General features: G+C 42.1%; 17 protein-coding genes. 11 read left to right on the forward strand and 6 right to left on the reverse strand.

The features are described 5' to 3' along the window. Positions 1-1,482 carry a cytochrome-c oxidase, cbb3-type subunit I gene (gene ccoN, locus M0221_RS04090; RefSeq protein WP_020443069.1) on the reverse strand — a complete coding sequence of 494 codons (1,482 nt, stop codon included), beginning with the start codon at positions 1,480-1,482 and terminating at the stop codon, positions 1-3. A gap of 872 nt (positions 1,483-2,354) precedes the next feature. Between ccoN and M0221_RS04095 the strand changes: the two genes are divergently transcribed. Further along, positions 2,355-2,744, forward strand: coding sequence for a hypothetical protein (locus M0221_RS04095; protein ID WP_011513132.1), 390 nt, complete (start codon positions 2,355-2,357; stop codon positions 2,742-2,744). Positions 2,745-2,835: 91 nt separating this feature from the next. Here M0221_RS04095 and M0221_RS04100 read toward each other — a convergent pair whose 3' ends face one another. Then, positions 2,836-3,804, reverse strand: a complete 969-nt coding sequence (locus tag M0221_RS04100; protein ID WP_201532442.1) for a hypothetical protein — start codon at positions 3,802-3,804, stop codon at positions 2,836-2,838. A 449-nt stretch (positions 3,805-4,253) separates the two neighbouring features. Between M0221_RS04100 and M0221_RS04105 the strand changes: the two genes are divergently transcribed. Genes M0221_RS04105 through M0221_RS04115 form a run of 3 tightly spaced genes read left to right on the forward strand, consistent with a single transcriptional unit; the run spans position 4,254 to position 6,581 of the window. Then, entirely contained in the window at positions 4,254-5,489 is a 1,236-nt protein-coding gene (locus M0221_RS04105) for a lipoprotein-releasing ABC transporter permease subunit (protein WP_011513134.1), read from the forward strand. Between the two features lie 44 nt (positions 5,490-5,533). Next, a complete protein-coding gene (gene lolD, locus M0221_RS04110; RefSeq protein ID WP_011513135.1) occupies positions 5,534-6,214 on the forward strand; it encodes a lipoprotein-releasing ABC transporter ATP-binding protein LolD in 681 nt (226 codons plus the stop codon). A gap of 58 nt (positions 6,215-6,272) precedes the next feature. Continuing rightward, positions 6,273-6,581, forward strand: a complete 309-nt coding sequence (locus M0221_RS04115; protein ID WP_133105306.1) for a hypothetical protein — start codon at positions 6,273-6,275, stop codon at positions 6,579-6,581. A 9-nt stretch (positions 6,582-6,590) separates the two neighbouring features. Here M0221_RS04115 and M0221_RS04120 read toward each other — a convergent pair whose 3' ends face one another. Continuing rightward, positions 6,591-7,184: a DUF2062 domain-containing protein gene (locus M0221_RS04120; protein ID WP_011513137.1), complete on the reverse strand. Its 594-nt coding sequence runs from the start codon at positions 7,182-7,184 to the stop codon at positions 6,591-6,593. A 262-nt stretch (positions 7,185-7,446) separates the two neighbouring features. On the opposite strand from M0221_RS04120, the gene M0221_RS04125 reads away from it, so the two are divergent. The 4 genes from M0221_RS04125 (at position 7,447) to M0221_RS04140 (ending at position 13,680) form a co-directional block, all read left to right on the forward strand. Next, positions 7,447-10,437: a ComEC/Rec2 family competence protein gene (locus M0221_RS04125; protein ID WP_483284433.1), complete on the forward strand. Its 2,991-nt coding sequence runs from the start codon at positions 7,447-7,449 to the stop codon at positions 10,435-10,437. 257 nt (positions 10,438-10,694) lie between these two features. Continuing rightward, positions 10,695-11,750 (forward strand): signal peptide peptidase SppA, encoded by a 1,056-nt coding sequence (gene sppA / locus M0221_RS04130; RefSeq protein ID WP_133105308.1) that lies wholly within the window; start codon positions 10,695-10,697, stop codon positions 11,748-11,750. A gap of 142 nt (positions 11,751-11,892) precedes the next feature. After that, a complete protein-coding gene (locus tag M0221_RS04135; protein ID WP_483284434.1) occupies positions 11,893-12,783 on the forward strand; it encodes an alpha/beta fold hydrolase in 891 nt (296 codons plus the stop codon). Positions 12,784-12,894: 111 nt separating this feature from the next. Further along, on the forward strand, positions 12,895-13,680 hold the full coding sequence (locus M0221_RS04140; protein ID WP_483284749.1) for a CPBP family intramembrane glutamic endopeptidase: 786 nt from the start codon (positions 12,895-12,897) through the stop codon (positions 13,678-13,680). A gap of 82 nt (positions 13,681-13,762) precedes the next feature. Here the strand turns inward: M0221_RS04140 and dusA are convergent, their stop codons facing one another. From dusA to M0221_RS04155, 3 genes are all read right to left on the reverse strand, one after another. Continuing rightward, positions 13,763-14,734: a tRNA dihydrouridine(20/20a) synthase DusA gene (dusA, locus tag M0221_RS04145; protein WP_483284435.1), complete on the reverse strand. Its 972-nt coding sequence runs from the start codon at positions 14,732-14,734 to the stop codon at positions 13,763-13,765. Between the two features lie 150 nt (positions 14,735-14,884). After that, on the reverse strand, positions 14,885-16,186 hold the full coding sequence (locus M0221_RS04150) for an MFS transporter (protein WP_133105312.1): 1,302 nt from the start codon (positions 16,184-16,186) through the stop codon (positions 14,885-14,887). 194 nt (positions 16,187-16,380) lie between these two features. After that, positions 16,381-18,081, reverse strand: coding sequence for a phospholipase D-like domain-containing protein (locus M0221_RS04155; protein WP_483284436.1), 1,701 nt, complete (start codon positions 18,079-18,081; stop codon positions 16,381-16,383). Between the two features lie 424 nt (positions 18,082-18,505). On the opposite strand from M0221_RS04155, the gene M0221_RS04160 reads away from it, so the two are divergent. The 3 genes from M0221_RS04160 to recR all read left to right on the forward strand — a co-directional run bounded on the left by M0221_RS04160 (position 18,506) and on the right by recR (position 20,892). Then, positions 18,506-19,774 carry an O-succinylhomoserine sulfhydrylase gene (locus M0221_RS04160; RefSeq protein WP_483284437.1) on the forward strand — a complete coding sequence of 423 codons (1,269 nt, stop codon included), beginning with the start codon at positions 18,506-18,508 and terminating at the stop codon, positions 19,772-19,774. 84 nt (positions 19,775-19,858) lie between these two features. Beyond that, the gene (locus tag M0221_RS04165; RefSeq protein WP_011513146.1) at positions 19,859-20,188 is read left to right on the forward strand and encodes a YbaB/EbfC family nucleoid-associated protein; all 330 of its coding nucleotides are present in this window, start codon (positions 19,859-19,861) and stop codon (positions 20,186-20,188) included. A 110-nt stretch (positions 20,189-20,298) separates the two neighbouring features. Then, a complete protein-coding gene (gene recR, locus M0221_RS04170; protein ID WP_020443082.1) occupies positions 20,299-20,892 on the forward strand; it encodes a recombination mediator RecR in 594 nt (197 codons plus the stop codon). Positions 20,893-20,985 lie beyond the last annotated feature (93 nt).

The following is a 20,985-nucleotide window of genomic DNA, read 5'->3' on the forward strand; positions in this document are numbered from 1 at the left end:
TTATACTTTAGCTGTCGAGATTTGATCGACACTAGGTTCATGATCAGTCGGATCAGCAATGTCTACTGGCTTACCTTCTGGCATCTTGATTGTTCTATAGACATTATATGCCATCACAAACATACCAGATACATACAGAAGACCACCAAACGCACGACCAATATATGGGAAATGCGAGAACTCAACGGTATCAACAAAGCTGTATACCAAAGTACCATCAGGGTTGGTCGCAAGCCACATCATGCCTTGGCCAATACCTGAAATCCACATAGAGACGATATAGAAGATGGTGCCCGCTGTTGCTAGCCAGAAATGCGTTGTGATCAAGCTGATAGAATACATTTTAGGCTTGTTATAAATACGTGGTAACAGTACATATAGCGAACCAATGGTAATCATACCAACCCAGCCAAGCGCACCTGAGTGTACGTGACCGATCGTCCAATCCGTATTATGCGATAACGCATTGACTGTCTTAATCGACATCATTGGACCTTCAAACGTCGACATGGCATAGAATGACAAAGCGACAATCATAAAGCGAATGATCGGATCGGTACGCAGCTTATCCCAACTACCTGAGAGCGTTAGTACACCGTTAATCATACCACCCCAAGATGGAGCAAATAGAATGATTGAGAATACCATTGCTAGAGACTGCGTCCAATCTGGAAGCGCTGAATAATGCAAATGGTGACCACCAGCCCACATATATGAAGCAATCAATGCCCAAAAGTGAACGATAGACAAACGGTAAGAATAAATAGGGCGACCAATCTGTACTGGCACGAAATAATACATCATGCCTAAGAAAGCAGCCGTCAAATAAAAGCCTACCGCATTATGCCCATACCACCACTGCACCATGGCATCGGTTGCACCGCCAAACAGCGAGTAAGACTTAAACGCACTAACAGGAATCGCCATGCTGTTTACAATATGCAGTAGCGCAATCGTAATAATAAAGGCAGCAAAGAACCAGTTAGCCACATAGATATGTGAGGTTTTACGCTTAATCAGTGTACCGAAGAAGACAATAGCATAAGATATCCATACCAATGCGATAAGGATGTCAATCGGCCATTCAAGCTCAGCGTATTCTTTAGCCGAGGTTAAACCTAATGGTAAGGTGATAACAGCCGATACGATAACCGTCTGCCAACCCCAAAAGGTAAACCAAGCTAAGTAAGGCGCAAATAATCTTGTCTTACAAGTACGCTGAACGATGTAATAAGACGTTGCGAACAAGGCTGAGCCACCGAACGCAAAAATAACCGCATTGGTGTGCAGTGGTCTTAAACGACTAAAAGTCAGCCATGGAATGTCAAAATTGAGTGCTGGCCATGCTAACTGAGAAGCAATGAACACACCAATACTCATGCCGACGATGCCCCATACCACGGCCATAACCGTAAAGAATCTTACGATAGTAATTTCATATTCACGGTCAATGGGGGCGAGTGCTGTGTTTTGTAAACTCATTGGATGATTCCTTTACAGCCCGAATTATCAACAGAATTAACTAACATGCCATGTCATCTAGATCATGATAAAGATCATAACCAAACAATGGCTTTGGTAAAGGCTGTTTTCACTCGTCTTATCAGGCTGACGGTATTAACTATCAAGCTAAGCATGGCCTAGATATCAGTGATTGCTGATGGGTAGAGAGCAGTACTAAAGCGGACTGCCCGCGAAGCTGATTGATAGTAGGATTGTTAATATATTGTCAGGTTTAATAAGAAAATGTGCCGTTCTCGAGCATCAAACATCTATTGAGGCTGAGTATTTATCTTAATTGTCACCGCCAAAAGCCGTACAAACCAAGATAGATACTGATGTTCAACCGGTGATAAGAAGGTATCGACCGTCAATGTATGCTAGCGATAGCTGACAAAAAAACATATTTACGTAATGTTTAGTTAAAACTCCCGACTCTGTTTAAGGGTATTGTAACGCAAACCTAATCAAATATCATCAGAACTATGCGCCAAAATACAAACTCTTTAGTAAAATCTTAGCAAGCAACTTATCACTGCTATGCTATCCACTTATTTTATACCCAATTTCATGACTATTCTATAGATGAAAAAAGATAGTATTCACAAGTTTGTATGGACAAACTATTAACAAGGTTTTGTAACAATTTTATTATTTGTTCTACAAATAAGTTTTACTTATTGTAAAGTCGCGTCTTATAATGCCAATGAGCAGCATCCATAATAAAGTGCTTATTATATAAAATAGTCACCTTGTAGTAGTAAGTTTTTTGGCATTTAACTGACTGTTAGGTTAGAGCACGAAAGGTGCTGACCTAGCACCGATTAACAACAATAGGTATTAAGGATAATAATATGGCAGTTTTTTTGACAGATGAATGGTTTGAGCAAGTTGAGCAAATGGGTCAAGAGGCAGGTGAGCTTAATTTGCCGCCCGCACTTGCGAATATGATTGTCAATCTAAAAGTATCTGATAGCGATCAAGACATCGAAGCCAACTTTGCAAACGGTCTATTACATCGCGGCTTAAACGATGGAGCGACCACCACGTTATTGCTTGATCGTAGTATCCTACAATCCATCATCACTGATTTCGATACCAATGAAATCATGGGCGCCTTTATGGGTGGTAAGATTCGTGTCGAAGGCGATATGTCACAGTTGATGGCAGTACAGACGGCTCGTCCAAGTGCTGAGCAAAAAGCGCTTTATAGCAATATTAAGTCAATGACTACAATGGCTTAGAGTCATTATTAATTTAATCGTATTTAGATAAATAAAAAGCCCCTAAAATCAATTAGGGGCTTTTTATTTATCTAAAATAATCTAAATCTGACTAGCTGGCTTTCGATTGTGCTACTTGCTGATTTTCTTTATAAATAGCCGCTTGTAGCCATACGTTTGCTTGTACGTAATCATGAACGTTAATAGAGGCAGTATCAGGTGTTTTTAGCGCACCAATACGCATCACAAACGGATCAGCATCTTGTTCGCGCAGTACCACCACATCAAACAGAATAATCGTTTTACCATTAAATAGGGTTTCTTGCTTGCCAAGTACTTGACCTTGACACCACGCTTCATCTTCTTGACCTAACGTATCGCCAAATAAATAAGCACACATATGACCTAGATTGATCTCGACCGGCGCCATTTGTTCTTTGGTTTCTGGTTGCCATGCTTTGATTTGTTCTTGTAGGTCATCCGGCATCTTTCCATCGTTTGCCGCAACAATATCATTAAAAGCACGGTGATAGCGTATCGCTTCTTGGTCTTCTACCTTGATGACTTCATTTTGTTCACTGATTTTGATCTCATGTGCCCATGCGCTAAAGTTCACAAAATAGGTGGTATCACGTTGGTATAAATGACGGTTAGCAGTATATAGCTGATCAAAAGCATAGATGATACTGCCATCAGTGGTACGTAAGCGTAATACTGCATCGTGTGAGTTGTCATTGACAATCATACGCTCGATTTTACAGCTCAATCCATATGGGCTATCGACACAAGGGTAGGCATTGATAAAGCATTCAGGCTTGCCATCCTTCATTGCCAGTACTTGATTGATATGACAAGGTTGGTTCTCAGATAGCAATAAACAACTGTCTTTGGCACTGACATCGGTATTAAGGCCTTTAGGCATCGCTGCTTTTTCAATCATCTGTTGTAACCATTCAGGTACATCATGACTCATGTCATCAGTCAGAATACGCCAATGGTCACCGTGACCAGCTGATTGCTCATCAGTTAAGGTGATTTTGGTAGGAGATTGGATGTTTTTATATTGATAATTAATGGTCATGAAAATACTCAAACTTAAGTCAGCCATGAGGTTTGGGTCTGAAACTGTGATCGCTGAGTACCATGTACCACTTGAAAAGAGGGGTTTATGATGGTCAGCAATGCCATCAGCAAAGAGGCAACAAACAACAATGAGGGGTTAATGACAATTGTCCTTAGCATACAATATATAGGTATAGACACAGAGAATAGCAAGTCTGTTATAAAAAATAATCATAAAACCGCATTTTTTATTATAAAATCTGGACAGTTTTCGGTAATGACTGGCACCTGTTAGCCAAATTGTGTCAAACTAGCTCCCTTTTGACAGCCACATTTGGTTTGTCTTACACCCTGTTTTTGTGTTCGATTGATATGTTTTTGTGGCAGCTGCAAAAGTATGATGCAATTGCCGCTATTTGTTTTGTAACCTACATAAAGTCGCACGTAGATAAGATAAAGAGTTTGAATATGTTTCGTCCTTTAGCGTTATTTATCGGCTTACGGTACACCCGAGCAGAACGTAGTAATGGTTTTATCTCTTTTATATCACTGATTTCAATGATTGGTCTGACGCTTGGCGTGGCGGTATTGATTACCGTACTGTCGGTCATGAATGGCTTCGATCGTGAGCTAAAAACGCGTATTTTGGGTATGGTACCGCAAGCGACTGTCACATCAACTGAGATTATCGGTGATTGGAAACAAGTCGCGGACAAGATTAAAGAAGATCCAGAAGTGGTTGCAGTTGCGCCTTTTATCCAGTTGCAAGGTATGTTGACCTCGAATGGTCAGGTAGCTGGCATCATGGTGACAGGTGTTGATCCTGAGTATGAGAAAAACGTTTCTATCATCAATGAGCATATGGTAGAAGGCAATATTGATACGCTAAAAAATGGCGAGTTCGGTATTGTGCTTGGTGAAGGTATGGTGCAATCACTAGGGTTGCAATTGGGTGACAAAGTCACTCTCGTACTGCCAGAAGCATCGCCGTCACCTGCTGGCGTGATACCACGCTTTAAGCGCTTTACCTTGACTGGTATATTTTCTATCAGTCCAGAAGTGGACAGTCTCATGGCATTTATTCCAATGGGCGATGCGGCAAAATTACTGCGTTTACCAGAGGGCGCCCAAGGTATCCGTATGAAGCTTCATGATATCTTTACAGCGCCAATGGCAGCACAAAAAGCGGCTGCGATTGCGCCAGAGCAATTATATCCTAGTGATTGGACCCAGACGCATGGCAATCTATTTGGTGCTATCCAAATGGAAAAAGCCATGGTTGGCTTGCTACTGTTCTTAATCATCCTCGTGGCAGCTTTTAATATTGTTTCAAGTTTAGTGATGCTAGTCACAGATAAAAAGGCTGACATTGCTATCTTAAAAACTTTTGGCGCCTCACCGCGTCTGATTACCCAAGTCTTTATGGTACAAGGTGTGGTGATTGGTTTTATTGGTACCATTGCAGGTACGATATTGGGCGTGATATTTGCATTAACGGTCAGTGATATTTTGGGCTTTATTAATAATAGCTTTGGTCTAAATTTATTTGATGCCTATTTTGTGAACTATCTACCATCGCAGCTGCGTTTGGCGGATGTGGTATTGATTACCAGTGCGTCATTTATATTGAGCTTTTTGGCGACCATTTATCCAGCACGCCGAGCGGCTAAAATTCAGCCTGCACAAACGCTGCGTTACGAGTAATTTATAGGCGTTAATGCCGTTATAAATAAAATAAAGGAAGCATTATGTCTGCTATCTTAAAAGCGACCAATATTAATAAGATATACGATGAAGGTGCCGTGAGCACCCAAGTCTTGACTGGTTTGGATTTGACTGTCACCGCTGGTGAGCGTATCGCTATCGTTGGTACCAGTGGCTCAGGAAAGAGTACTTTGCTCCATCTGCTCGGTGGGCTTGATACGCCAACCAGCGGTGAGGTTTGGTTGCATGGTCAGTTGTTAAACAGTATGAATGAGACCGAACGCGGTGCGATGCGTAATAAGCATTTGGGATTTATTTATCAGTTTCATCATCTATTGGCTGAATTTACTGCCATTGAAAACGTTGCCATGCCACTATTGATGCGCCCAGAAGTATCGACGGCTGAAGCGCGTCAGCAAGCCATCGATATTTTAAACAGTGTTGGTCTTGAGCATCGTTTGGCTCATAGACCGGGTGAGTTGTCGGGTGGTGAGCGTCAGCGCGTGGCGATTGCGCGTGCTTTAGTCACCAAACCGTCGCTTATCTTGGCAGATGAGCCAACAGGTAACCTAGATTATGATAACGCACAAAGCGTTTTTGGATTATTATCAGAGCTGCAAAGTACGATGCAAACGGCACTATTAATGGTCACTCATGATCGAAATCTAGCGGCGCTTGCTGATCGTCAGCTGCTTTTACGTAATGGTCATTGGGAAAATTATTAAAATATAATAGGAAAGGACTGCAAGATAGCAGTTTATTGATTGAGTAAGGATAAATATAATGGATAAAGATGACGACCCGATTGCTGCTTTTGGCAGTATTGAAGAAGGCGATGAGCCACTAAACCTTTATATGGATACCGCGTTATTTGATACGCTCGATAAACAAGGTCAAATAGATTTACTGACGCCCGTTTTTGATCGTATTACTTTGGCAGGTGTTGATTTTGATTTAAAGGTTCAAGACAGTGCGACAGGTAAGCGTTATGTATTGCTCAAAAACGAAGAAGTGGTTGAAGTTTTTGTGATGGATAATAAGCTCACTGACAACATCCTTAATGCTATTGAAGCAAATAGAGATGAGGATTGATAGCATTTATTAAAGTTCGGGCGGCTTATCTAAAGAGCTAAGCTGCCTTTTTTGCCAACTCGTGACAGTCTTATAGCGCCAAATGGCTTTAAACGCTAAGCCGCAGACGATGCTTGTAATAATGGCTAAGATAGTCAGACCTAGGCAAAATGCGGTCAAGGACACAGTGCCTTTATAAGTAATAAAGGGGTTGGCGCCGTCCGATATAATCCATAAACTTAAGTCAGAGATCATCCTGCCAATCGTGCGCAAGCTAATCATTGGCAAATCGAGTATTTCGGCACCGATATAGTATCCAGCGTAAAATACCGGTAAGGTGGTGAGTGGATTGGTAATCCATGTTAAGCCCAGTGCCATAGGGACATTGGCACGGAAAATAAGCGCACCAATCAATGCTAATAACATCTGTCCTGGCAATGGAAAAAAGGCACTCAGCACGCCGATATAGACGGCTTTATTTAAGCTATGGCGATTAAAATGCCACAATCGTGGGTCAGAAAGTTGCGGCGCAAACAGTTTTAATGTGCGACTTTCTAACACTTTCTCAGGGGTAGGTAATAAGTCTTTTAAACGTTTTTTTGGCACAGATTTGCCTTTACTCATTGTCCGCAGCCCGCTCAATCATAATAATAGGCAGATAGGCAGTCATGTTATTGATAAAAGTATAGATAAGAATTCTATCAGAAAAACGTAAAAAGAACGTTAGACAATCACCATCCTAGTGTGTGCAATTAGTATAGGATAATATCCGGATAAATACCATGGCTTGATGTAGTGGTATTTAGCGCCAAGGTAATATAGCAAGCGCATTACAGTTTTTTAGTGGATGCTATATATTATTTCAAATATCACGCAAGGAGCACTGGTGTATTGGTTAATAGGTAGCTTTATCATCCTTGCTATGATGGGTGTTTTGGCGGTTGCTGATAGCACGCCTATACCAATAATGCCGCTATTTATGGATAGCGCTAGCACTCCTATTCTGACTATTTCATTCGTACTTCTTACCTTTATTTTAATTTTGATCAGCCAGTTTACTATCCCGTCAGTTAATCCTATCAATTCCGTAAAAAATACGTCTCATCACTCTAGGTTTGCTTCTCGTATTCTCTATTTTATATCAATCGCTATACTAGCAAGCACTTTGGTTATTGGTAGTGGTTTGAAGGCACTAGTAAGTCATCAACAAGCAGACGCTCAAAAAATTACTGAGCCAATGCGTGTGCAGGCTTTGGTTCATATAGAGGGAATAAGCGATAGTGTGTATGATGCTGGTACCGATACCGGCTATCGGCAAGTGGCGATCATCAGTCAAATATTGCCATTGGTTTCTGAGCTGACAGCGCAAGACTTGGATAAAGTGACAGCAGAATACGGAGCAGGGCTAAATAATAGCCTAAGCGGCGATAATATCAAGTATGAATCTTCAAATGCCATATCTTCACATCAAAACACACTTGCTGAAAATGCTGTTCAAGATAAGGTATACCGCGTCCTACTCAATGCTTACCCAAAAAAGCCAGCCAAACAGTCATCTAAGACTAACTCTCAGAAAAAATCTAAGAAAACAGAAAAACAAAGTCAGATTGTTGACTTAAATCATCTGCAGCCGGGTGATAGATTGTTTATGACCTTGACGCTGGCACCGCTTGCTACTTCTGAGCAAGTATCAAATAACCCATCAGGGTTTGATAGTTATCGCTGGCTACGTAGTCGGCACATTGACGGCGTTGCCAATATACTGGCTACCAGCAGCGCGATTTTGCCATCCAGTCACCCACAGATACAGTCACATTCAAATTCAAATTCGCATTTACTCTCTTCTGATTCTTATTTAACACGGTTACGTACTGCTATTGACCAAGGGCGTTGGCAATTACGTCAGCACTTTTATAAAGATTGGGCTATAAATACTGCTGCAGAGCAACAAGCAAAAGCGGTCACATTAAGCTTGCTGACCGGTGATCGCAGTTTAATTAATCGTGAGACCAAAGATCTATATCAGTTGGCTGGCATTTCACACTTATTAGCAATATCGGGTACGCATGTTTTGTTTTTAGCGATCGTGCTGGCTGGTATAGTTATCCTACTAGCTAATCGTCTGTATCCCGCTTTATATCGCTATATTCCGCGCTGGCACGTACGTTGGTGGGTGATGATTAGCGCCGCATTTATTTATGCATTGTTTACAGGGTTTGATGTGCCCGCTGCACGTACCGCATGGATGCTACTGGCAGTCGGTCTGACAAGACTAACTTTATTGCCTGTCAGTACCATGCGCGTATTATTTGCTCTGGCAGTACTGATGGCATGGCATGACCCTTATGTATTATGGCAAGCAGGTTATTGGCTGTCCTTTATTGCCGTGGCGTTATTGCTTAAATATGAAGATACCTCACAAAATCAGCTATTAGAATTAAACCAACCCTTTACTTCCTATGACAAATTACTCAGACGTTTATGGCTAAGTTTTAAGCGCTTATTTAATTTGCAGTGTTGGTTATTCCTCGCTCTATTACCTGTGACTTTGTTACTCTTTGGCAAAGCCTCATTATGGGGGTTAATCGTAAATCTCTTTGCTATTGGCTTATTTGGTTGGATTATCGTACCGCTTAATTTATTGGCTGGGCTTTGCTATCTTATATTGCCGTCTGTAGCCGATATTATTTGGATGTTAGTCACCGCAATTGTAAGTAACCTGCATGAGCTAATAGCATGGCTAACATCAATGCCTGTGCTATCAGATGCGTGGCTCTATACGCCCGTTAATGCTGCTATTTTGCTCATGGCATTATTAACCCTGTTACCTTGGTTGCTACCTCGCGGTCTGATCAGTCGTTGGCTAGTATTGCCACCGCTCAGTCTTTTGGTAATGACGGTATATGCCAATCAGCAGTCACTGACTACGACACCCACTCTATATATATTGCCAACGGGTGATCATTATATAAGTGCCACTTTATTACAATATCCTGTCGTCAATGATAAAGATGCCAAAAATACCAGCTGGCTGTTTTTGGCAGATCATAGACCCAGTAACACTAAAATTAAGACCATGCCCAGCAATCTGACGGCAGATAAATTCTCTGCCATGTTAGCGCAGCAATTGGGTAGCTTATCTGTCAACAAGCTAGAGGGCATCGTCGTACAAAGCAGTAGTAGTGGCGTGACTGATTCACGCGTTTATGATAAAAAGAGCAGCGCAGTGAGTCCTAATGATTCAGAGCTCTTACCCATGATAGTCGCTCAGCTCAGTCAGAGATTGCCTGTGAGCCAATACTGGCAAGCAGGACGTAGTGAGCGTTGGTCTGCGCTGCATCAAGCTTATAAAGTTACTACGGACTCTCAAAAGACGGTAACTATCAGCGCCCAACGTTGCGAATCCGGTAAAATATGGCAGCTGCCAAATGGTAACTTAACGTTGCAAGCAATCACAGGCTGGAGCAAGATAGAGGATGCCAGTGTTTGGGATTGTACCGTGGCTATTGATAGCAGCACGCCCATACGAGTGCTCAAGTATCAAGCAAACGATCCTCTCAAGTCATTACCTGCTAACTCGCAAACACTCATGTCAAAAAGCCAACCACTATCTAACCAAGCAAATATGTTGCAATCGCGGCTAATTTTGAATGCAGACACGCATGAGCGAACTTGGCAAATGTGGTCGTTGCTATGCTCGGCTGATTTAACCAATAGCAATATAGCCATGAATCATACGACATGGTTAGGTCACAGTACCTCACATATTACGAATGAGGTAATCACCCAGCAACAAATAGATGAGATAATCACCTATGATAATAAACCGTTAGAAGTCGCTTTATCTTCTGATGCGCTATTCAAAGAGGGTGATTAGGAATTGTTCCAATATCGATAATGTTGCAGATATTATTGGGAAGTCCTAATATCTAGTGATAGTGTTTTATTTGTGATATCACATTTATAAAATACACGTATTTCACAGAGATGCTATTGAACCACGAGTAAAATGGCACCATACTGAACCACCTATTCATACAGAAAGCTTAAACAGTAAGAATTTCGAATTTTTCTGTCGTAAGTTTATATAATCTGTCTTTTATCGTTTTACATTGTTTCTACTTAGGAAGTTATATGCCCAACTGGCCGCCAGACCCTAACAAACGTCCTGATAATTCGGCAAATCAGCCAGCACCGATGCAGCAGTCAAACCAGCCGAGCGGGCAAGAATGGCGACTGATTGAAAATACTTTATTAGCAAGCGTGGTCGAGCAACGCCGTGCCCGTCGTTGGAGTATTTTCTTTAAGCTACTGACCTTTGGCTATATTTTATTGATATTTTTGACGATTGGTCGTAGCTGTAGTACTGAAGCACCCACTGGTCTTGATGGTATCGATACCAGTAAGCCGCATTTGGCAGTGGTTGAGCTTCAAGGAACTATTAGCAGTGGTGATGTGGCCAACGCTTATGATGTCAATGATGCGCTCACACGCGCCTTTAAAAACAGTAACTCAAAGGCAGTGGCGCTCGACATCAACTCACCGGGTGGCTCGCCTGTGCAGTCAGATGAAATCTGGCAGACTATGATGGATTTGCGTAAAGAATATCCAGATAAAAAGCTTTATGCAGTGATTGGCGATATGGGTGCTTCTGGCGCGTATTATATCGCATCAGCGGCTGATGAGATTTATGTCAACCCATCAAGCCTAGTCGGTTCGATCGGCGTCATTATGCCAAGCTATAATGTAAAAGGCTTGATGGACAAGGTCGGCGTAGAAGATCGCACCATTACAGCAGGTGAATATAAAGATATCTTGAGTTTGTCACGTCCCCTGACGGATTATGAAGAAAAGCATGTTGAAAAAGTGCTAGACAATACTCATAAGCACTTTATTAATGCCGTAAAAGAGGGTCGTGGCGATCGTCTAAAGAATCCTGAACAAAATAAGCTGTTTTCGGGACTGTTTTGGACAGGTGAGCAATCTATCGAGCTTGGCTTGGCGGACAAAAAAGGCAGTATTTCAAGTTTAGAGAAGCAGCTTAAATTAAATAATGTGGTCAATTATACGCCAAGTGATCCTTTCCAATTGTTTATGGATCGCTTCGCCGTCAAATTGGGCGCAGGTGTGGGTTCAAGCATCAATCTTGATCTCTTGCCACAAGAAGAAGGCAACGCGCAGATGCGTTAATAGACTTTAATTTTTAGCGTTACCGTGTATGATTGTTAAGGCTGAGCGTATGATTACGCTCAGCCTTATTTATGTGTCACTATCTAGCATTTAAAACCATAAATACAATACAAACCGTTATAACAACTAATGAGAATGTGTCATGAGTGAAGTCAATTTGCAGTCTTTTGCGTCCTTACCGATATCGAAAATAACCCAAAAACCAGTCATCCATTTTGCTCATGCCAACGGAATGCCAAGTCCTGTCTATCAGCCGTTTTTTGAGAAATTGGCTGAATTTTTTACCATTGAATATATCTCAATGTTAGGCGATACGCCTGATTATCCGGTCGATAACCAATGGCGAAGTCTCACGCAGCAGATTGTCGATAGCGTCAAAGATACCTGTAAAAAACATGGCGTTAAGCAAGTCGTAGCCGTCGGGCATTCGCTTGGTGCTCTGTGTACCTTGCAAGCGTTGTACCGTGCACCTGAGTACTTTTCGCAAGCCGTTCTGATGGATCCGCCATGGATTTATGGCAAAGTTAGCTTGCTATGGCATCTTGCCAAGACAGCAGATCGATTGCCATTGATGAATAATCGTTTGATGGATAAGCTATCGCCAGCTGGCGTGTCTAAGCATCGCCGTGACGTATGGGATAGCCGAGAAGATGCGTATGACAAACTGCGCCATAAAGGATTTTTTAAAGATTTTACTGAGCGCAGTTTTCAAGGTTATATTGAGCATGGTCTGCATAAGCGTGCCGATGGTAAAGTTACCTTGGCGATTCCAAAAGCCAGTGAAGTCGCCGTCTTTCGCACCAACCCTTCTTGGTATTGGTTGACCCCAAATCGAGCTCCCAAAGTGCCAGTTACCTTGATTATTGGTGAGGACAGTATCTTTTTAAAACGTCGATTCCCGCAACAAATAAAGTCGCGCTTACGTATTCCTTATATTACTCATGCGGGCGGTCATATGTTTCCACTTGAGCATCCAGAGTCTGTGTCAGAGCAGGTATTAGCATTGATTGAAAAACAGTTATCTGCCAAATAACAACAGGCTTTGTTTTTAATCAATGTCCTTACGCTAAACCGATTGTCTTTGTGAGCAGTTTTTAAGTAATGCTTCAGTATCTTTTCGAGTAAACCTATTATGTCAATGCGAATGCCAAATAAGAGCGCTACTGAAAACAATAAAGTTGTCATACATCCTCAGCCTTTATTCACACGCTTAGGCACTTTACTGCTTATCATAGGCATGGGGGTTGTTTTCTTTATCAGTCAATTGATCGGGATTTACATCGCTGGCAAACTGGTATTACCAACTGCCAAAAGCGCAACGGTCGGCGATATTTTCTTTTTTGGCAGCAATGATGGAACGGTTGTCAGTATTTCTATCATGATAGGCTGCGTGCTATTAGTGGCAATCAGTGCGTTGGTTATACGCGTGAGAGGCGGAAATTTAAAGCAGTATTTGGCATTAAGACCGTTCTCATTGGCGGTCGGTATGGGCATGATAGGGCTGCTGTTGATATTTATGATTGGCAGTCAGGCATTGACGTATGTGCTTGATAAATCACCGCTGGCGTTTGTAGATCCTTTATACCAATCTGTCAACTCAGTATGGCTACTTATTTTTGCGATGGTTATCGTCGCGCCCATTTATGAAGAGCTCATATTTCGTGGCATATTGTGGTCGGCGATTGCGGAGCAGTTTATCTCGCCACCTGATACAGAATATCGCGGGGCAATCATAGCAAGTCTGGTGACCAGTTTGATATTTGCGGTCATTCATTTACAATATGGAATTTATGAGATTAGTACCATCGTGGTACTGGCATTACTATTTTGCTATGCGCGGATCAAATCAGGCTCGCTGATATTGCCCATGTTATTACATATTATAAATAACGGCGCGGCTATGTGGCAGTATTTGGCGCAAGGAACATAAAGAATAACAGTGAATATTTGATAATTAATACTCACGCCGTATGCATTGTTATTTAATAATAGATTTTATCAAGCGTCAAGCGTCAAGCGTCAGGATTAAGGGCTAATACCTCAGTCGCCGCGTGCTTGATATCATCGATGGTCAAGTGAGGCTTACCGCTCAATGCTTGACGCCATTTTCGAGCACCCACCAATCCTTGGAATAACCCTAAATAGTGTCGAGTCATCGTTGGAAGCGCTTCACCTTTAGCTATTTGCTCCTCTAAATAAGGATACAGCTGGGCCAAAATATCTGAGCGCTTCGGGACGGGGGTATCCCACAAGCTATTGGCATTGGCTAACAAATACGGGTTGTGATAAAAGGCGCGTCCAATCATAACGCCATCGATGTGCTCAAGGTGTGCCTCAATATCAGCGACGGTCTCAATCCCACCATTTATCTCAATATCAAGGGTAGGAAAGTCCTGCTTTAAACGATACACATCTTCATAACGCAGTGGCGGTATCTCACGATTTTGCTTTGGGCTCAAGCCTTGTAGCCACGCCGTACGTGCATGAACGATAAAGCGTGTACAACCACCTGCTGCTACCTTTTGTACAAAATCCGCCATAAATTCATAACTGTCAAAGTCATCGATGCCAATACGATGCTTGACCGTGACTGGAATATCGACTGCCGCTTGCATATGCTTAACCAAATCTGCAACGGTATTGGGTTCCGCCATCAAGCAAGCACCGATTTTATTGTGCTGTACACGATCAGAGGGGCAGCCCACATTAATATTAACCTCAACATAACCATGCTGCTGAGCAAATTCTGCACACTGCGTCATCTCAGTGATATCTGCGCCGCCAAGTTGCAATACCAGCGGATGTTCAAGAGTATCAAAGCGTAAATGCCGTGCACGATTGCCATGTATCAGCGCGCCTGTGCTAATCATCTCGGTATACAAATAGACATGCGGATTAAAAAGCCGAGCAAAATAACGATAATCTGTCGTTGTCCAATCGATCATGGGTGCAACCGAAAGACGTTTGTTGGTCATATCAACCATAGTGGTTAAGCCTTAATTTTTTAGAAATTTTTGAAGATGTATATGCTAAATGCTGATGGTATATGTGTCAGTTTATGTATCACTTGCAATGGCTTGTGAGTCTATAATCAATAGGCTGATAAAAGATCAGCCTATTTGGATAAAATATCATTATATGACCTGATCGATTTTTTTGAATTCAGGCAGATTATAAAAATAAATGCCCATGATGATGGCAATAAAACCGATGAAAGTGATATAGAGTGCGGGTGAAAAGCTCACATATAAAGTAGCATAGCCAAGTCCAAATGGTACTAGCACCCCAACGATACCATAAGTGACATTGTAGCAAAAAGCCATTCCGGTGAGCCGCACATTGGTAGGAAAAAGCTGAATCAAGATGGCAGGTATCATGCCGATAACACCGGCACAAAAGCCTAAAAGTGCATACATAATAAGGATATAATCGCCACTTGCCTCTAAGTGATAGAAGAAAGCAAGCATTTGAGCGATTAAGATAATAGAGCCTATCGCCAAAATTTTGCCAAAGTTTTGGTGGTTAGAGATGATGCCATAAAAAATACAGCCAAAAATCATAAAAACGATGCCAAGACTGTGTGAGAATCCAAACAAGTCAGTATCGAGCGTAAAGCGTAATTCAATCAAATCAGGCAATAAAATAACCACAACTGTGGTGATACTTGAGACAATTAAAGTGAGAACCAGACCTATAAAGATAGCATGCTTGCAATGCTTAAATAGGGTCGTAAAAGGCTTAGCAACATAATCACTAGGTCTTGATTTTTTCATCTGAGTGAAAAACGGAGTTTCTTCTATCCATCGCCAGGCAAGGAGCGGTAAAACCGTCAGGATAGCCGCTATAAAGAAAGGCAAACGCCAGCCATAATCTGCCAATTGCTCAGTGGTCAATGTACTGCTTAACCAAAGAAAAAAACCATTAGAAAATAAAACGCCCACAAAAAAACTGGCAGTCACATAGCTACAGCCTACTGACAGATATTGGCGCGGCACGTGCTCTGCAACGAACACCCAAGAGAGTGGCACATAAAGACCATAGGCCATGCCATGTATGATTCGCAAGACGATAAACAATGCAGGCGCTGCCAAACCCCATTGTGCATAAGTAGGCAAACATCCCATCGCCAATAAGCTTGCTGCCGTAATCAAGATACTGATTAGTAATAACGGTTTACGACCTTTTATATCGCCATAACGTCCAAAGATAACACCGCCAATTGGGCGTGCCACATAACCAATTGCAAATAATGACAGCCCCTGTATCTTCATAAGATTGGGATCTGAGCTAACAGGAAATAAAGTCGCTGCCAACATATCTGCAAGATATAGGTATATTAAAAAGTCGAAAAACGCTATTGCACTGCTATAGCAAGTAAACAGTACCGTATTTTTATCTTTAGAAGACATAAGTGCATATTGAGAACGAGAAGGCATATTAGGTCACGCATCCAGACATTAAGGTATTCGTTAAGGCAGTCATTATCTAAATAACTGCCTATAATAAAAAACGATAAATCATCATTGCTAATGATTTATCGTCAAAATAAAGACGTTTATGTCAAATATGGTTATATGAAACAGAATTAAGCCAAAAGCATTCAATTTCTGTTTCTTTTATATTGAGCCAACTATAACAGCCAATCAATAGGTAACCATGACATGATGGTTAGCCAAACATGGTCACTGACATCGACGCGCGGCTCTGAATCATAAATGACTTTCTTATCTTTTTCCATGGTATGCCATTGTAAATCACCGTTTTCTAGTAACTTCACTTCATACGCTTGGTTTAGTAAGTCATCGCTCAATGCACCATGCAACTGAGTCGCAAGCTCATCATCATTGATAATCACGCCCATCTCAGTATTGATATTAGCCGAGCGCGGGTCAACATTATATGAGCCAATGAATACTTGATAGTCATCAACGGCGAAAGCTTTTGCATGTAAACTGGTTGAAGATTGGCTACGCGCTTTCCAAAGTTTGTTTTCGCGCTTTTCTTCAGAAGCGGTTGATTTTAGCTCATAAATCTTGACTCCCGCGCGCAGTAAACTAGGACGCCATTGGCTATAGCCAGAATGTACCGCTGTTACGTCGGTTGCATCAAATGAATTGGTGAGAATTTTGATTTCGATACCAGATTCTGCTAATGCGACCAACGTATTAACACCGTCTTTGGTCGGTACAAAGTAGGAGGAGATAATAGTCAATTTTTTTGATGGACTACCGAGCAAAGTGCGCAGCTGATGCACCAAATTGGTGTCTGCTGGCACAGTTTTAGTCAATTTACCGACGTCATCACTTAAGAATTGCATGTCCGTCCAGCGAAACGGCACTCGTTTATTAATCAAATCCGTATCGATAGAGGAGTCTTCTATGGCTGCTTTATACACTGATAAGCTGCCACTGCTACTACTTTTCTCATCGGCTTTTAACTTATCGAGCCCTTGTACGAAGTCAGTCGTCTCTCCTTTATCAAGGGTCGCTAAGGTTTGAATATCGAATGATATTGGTGCTGACCAGTAGCTGGCAAAGCTATTATCAATATCTGCCACCACTTTACCAATCAATAGTACATCCAAATCTGCGAACTGACTGCTTTTATCATTGCTTAGGTATTCATCACCGATATTACGACCACCAATGATGGTGATTTGCTTATCAAAAATCATGCTTTTATTGTGCATGCGTCTATTGATACGTGGCAGACCGGTGACAAAATTTAAAGTCTGAAATTTACGATGCATTAGTGGATTGATAATACGCACCGCAATATTAGGGTGACTGGCAAAACGCAGTAAATGCTGATCAAATTTAGCATTATTATTAAAATCATCGAGCAGTAAACGTACGATCACGCCGCGCTCTGCCGCATCCCATAAGTCTTTGAGCATCAGCTGACCGGCTTGATCATCGTGCCAGATATAGTACTGGGCATCGATATTGCGCGTTGCCATACCTGTCAATATACTGCGTGAGGCAAAAGCATTGGCGCCCGTCACAATTGGATGATAGCCTGATAAATCAGGGTGAATCTCACTCTGTTGACTGATGGCAGCAACCAAATCAAGACTATCCGTGTTTGGGATAGCAAGGTCTGTGCTAACAGTCGTAGTATTTATAGGATCGCCCTCTTTTTGGGCGTCTTTTTCTATTTCAGCTTGTTTGCTGATGTCCGATTGGTATAAAGCATTGACCCGTGCAGATAGTGCTTGGCTTTCAGGCAAGTGCGGCTGCTTGGGTAAGCTTTGGCATCCACTAAGACCTAAGGTGAGACCGAGTGTCAGGCTCAACGATAAGTTGCTGGGTTCTATACTGAACATCGACATAAATAAATTACCTTAGTGAGCCTTTATATAATGGAGAAGTTGCCAAAAAATATGTATGGATTTCTTGGTGGTTTTGCAGATAATAACACTGATTATAAGGCATATGATAATATCGCCTAAGGCAAAGTTTAAATCGCCGCTAAGCTTATCAGGTGTCGGCATCTGTGCCTATTATAAATACGTTACTTTTATAAAATATTGCCTGTATTAGATATTGTTCTTATTGGATCTAGGTAGCACAATTTTTGCTTCTTATTTCTAATAAGTGATACGTTAGGCAAAATAATAGACAGTCAGTGCTGAAAACTGCTGCTTTGAAGCTACTGCTTGGAATAATTTATCATGATATGATAACGCGAATGCGTGATGTTTATAATCAAAAATAAACGCTATTGTAAATAACAATCAAGGCAATGGAAACTTTATGAGTCAACCGCAAAATAAAGACAATATAAACGGCTTGGATGCAAACTGGTGCAATGATGCACTGGATTTAGAACTCGATTATGGTATGCAAACCATTGCAGTACGTGCAGGTCAGCATCGTACCGATGAGGGCGAACATTCAGAAGCTATTTTTACGACCAGCTCCTATGTATATAGCTCAGCAGCTGATGCTGCAGGTCATTTTGATGGCACTAAAACGGGCAATGTCTACTCACGTCATACCAATCCAAGCGTACGTACCTTTGAGCGCCGTTTAGCAGCACTTGAAAATGGTGAGCGTGCAGTCGCAACAGCCTCTGGCATGGGTGCGATTTTGACCATGTGCTTGGCGTACTTAAAAGCCGGTGACCATTTACTTGCTGCTAATCAGCTATTTGGCTCCTCTATTGGTTTGTTTAATAACTATATGGCAAAGTTTGGTGTGGAAGTCAGTTACGTTGATTGTTTCGACAATGACGCATGGGCAAATGCTGTTCAACCAAATACCAAGGTGATTTATTGCGAAAGCCCTAGTAATCCATTGGCACAGATTTGTGATATTGGCTTTTTAAGCCAGCTATGTAAAGCCAATGATATACTCTTGGTCGTTGACAACTGTTTTGCCACCCCAGCTTTGCAACGTCCGCTTGATTTGGGTGCCGATGTGGTGATTCATTCTGCAACCAAATACTTAGACGGTCAGGGTCGAGTACTTGGTGGCGCGTTAGTCGGTAGCGATAAGTTGATGCAAGAAGCGTTTACCGTCATACGTTCAGGCGGCATCAGCATGAGTCCGTTTAATGCTTGGGTGTTTACCAAGGGACTTGAAACGCTTAAATTACGTATGCAAGCGCATTGTAGTAATGCCAATCAAGTGGCAGAGTTTTTGGTTAATCATCCCAATGTCAGCACCGTACACTTTTCAGGCTTGAGCGACCATCCATCGCATGAGTTGACCAAACGTCAGCATCATATGAAAGACGGATATGGGGCAATTATGGGTTTTGAAGTGCAGCCATCAGAGACGCGTGATTCAAAATCTGCCGCATGGCATGTCATTGATTCAACTCAAATGGTCTCTATCACCAATAATTTGGGTGATGCCAAAACCACGATTACCCATCCTGCAACAACGACCCATTTTCGTTTGAGCGCCCAAGAGCGCGCAGAAGCAGGCGTAAAAGACGGTCTGATTCGTCTGTCGGTCGGTCTAGAAGATGTGGAAGATATCATCAAAGATTTGGCGCGTGGTTTAGACAGTTTGTAAAGATAACGGTATAATTGCTATTAGTATTTTATTTTTTATTATCAAAACCCCCATTATTTATTATTAAAAAACCAAGAGGCAACTATGAATATTCAAGCATTGATGCAACAAGCACAAACCATGCAAAAGAAAGTCGAAGCAAACGTCGAAAATGCTAAAAAAGAGCTTGGCAATAAAGAAGTGCATGCAGAAGCGGGCAGTGGTCTGGTAAAAGTAACCATGACGGGTCGTCATGTGGTTAAGCGCTTGACCATTGATCCGAGCTTATTAGAAGATGAGCCAGATATGATCGAAGATCTTATCGCTGCTGCTATCAATGATGCAGTGCGCCAAGCAGATGCGCTATATGAAGAAACCATGGCGGGCGCGACCTCAGGTATGGGCTTGCCACCAGGTATGCAAGGTATGTTCTAAGTAGCTGGTTCTTAAACGCTAAAGGCGACATATTAAAGGAAAATGGGGTTGTTATCGACATGATACGACCCCATTTTCATAGCTATGATTTATAAACAAAGGACATCACTTTGCTGACAGCCAAATTTGATCAGCTGGTCAAACAGTTGCGTATCTTGCCGGGCGTTGGTCAAAAAAGCGCTCAACGTATGGCGCTGCATCTGCTCACCAAAAAACGCCCACAAGGCATGGCACTTGCTCAAGCGCTTGATGAGGCGATGCGTGATATCGTCGAGTGTCAGCGCTGCCATAGCTTTAGCGATGAGGCTGTTTGCCCATTATGCCAAGATCCTAGGCGTGATGATGCATTGCTATGCGTGGTCGAGACTGCAGCTGACGTGATGGCGATAGAGCAGACGGCAGGCTATCGCGGGCGTTATTTTGTTTTAGGTGGTCACTTATCACCGATTGATGGTATTAGCGCTGATGATTTAAATATTGAGCAACTGGTCTGGCGCGTCAAGCAAGAGCCTGTTGAAGAGCTGATATTGGCAACCGGTACGACGGTTGAAGGGCAAACGACCGCTCACTTTATCAGTGAAGCAGTCAGTCGTCATGTCAATAAAGTCACGCGTCTGGCGCAAGGAGTACCGATGGGCGGCGAGCTTGAATATCTTGACAGCATGACCCTTGGACAAGCGATGCAAAATCGCTCCTTTTTATAGCCTTCTTATCTTTATCAGATTAAAATCTTGCGCATTTTATTCAATGATGTGGTTATAATTGCTTATATTATTTTATCGCTTTCTCTTTTAATT

The organism is Psychrobacter sp. ANT206 (assembly GCF_056880555.1).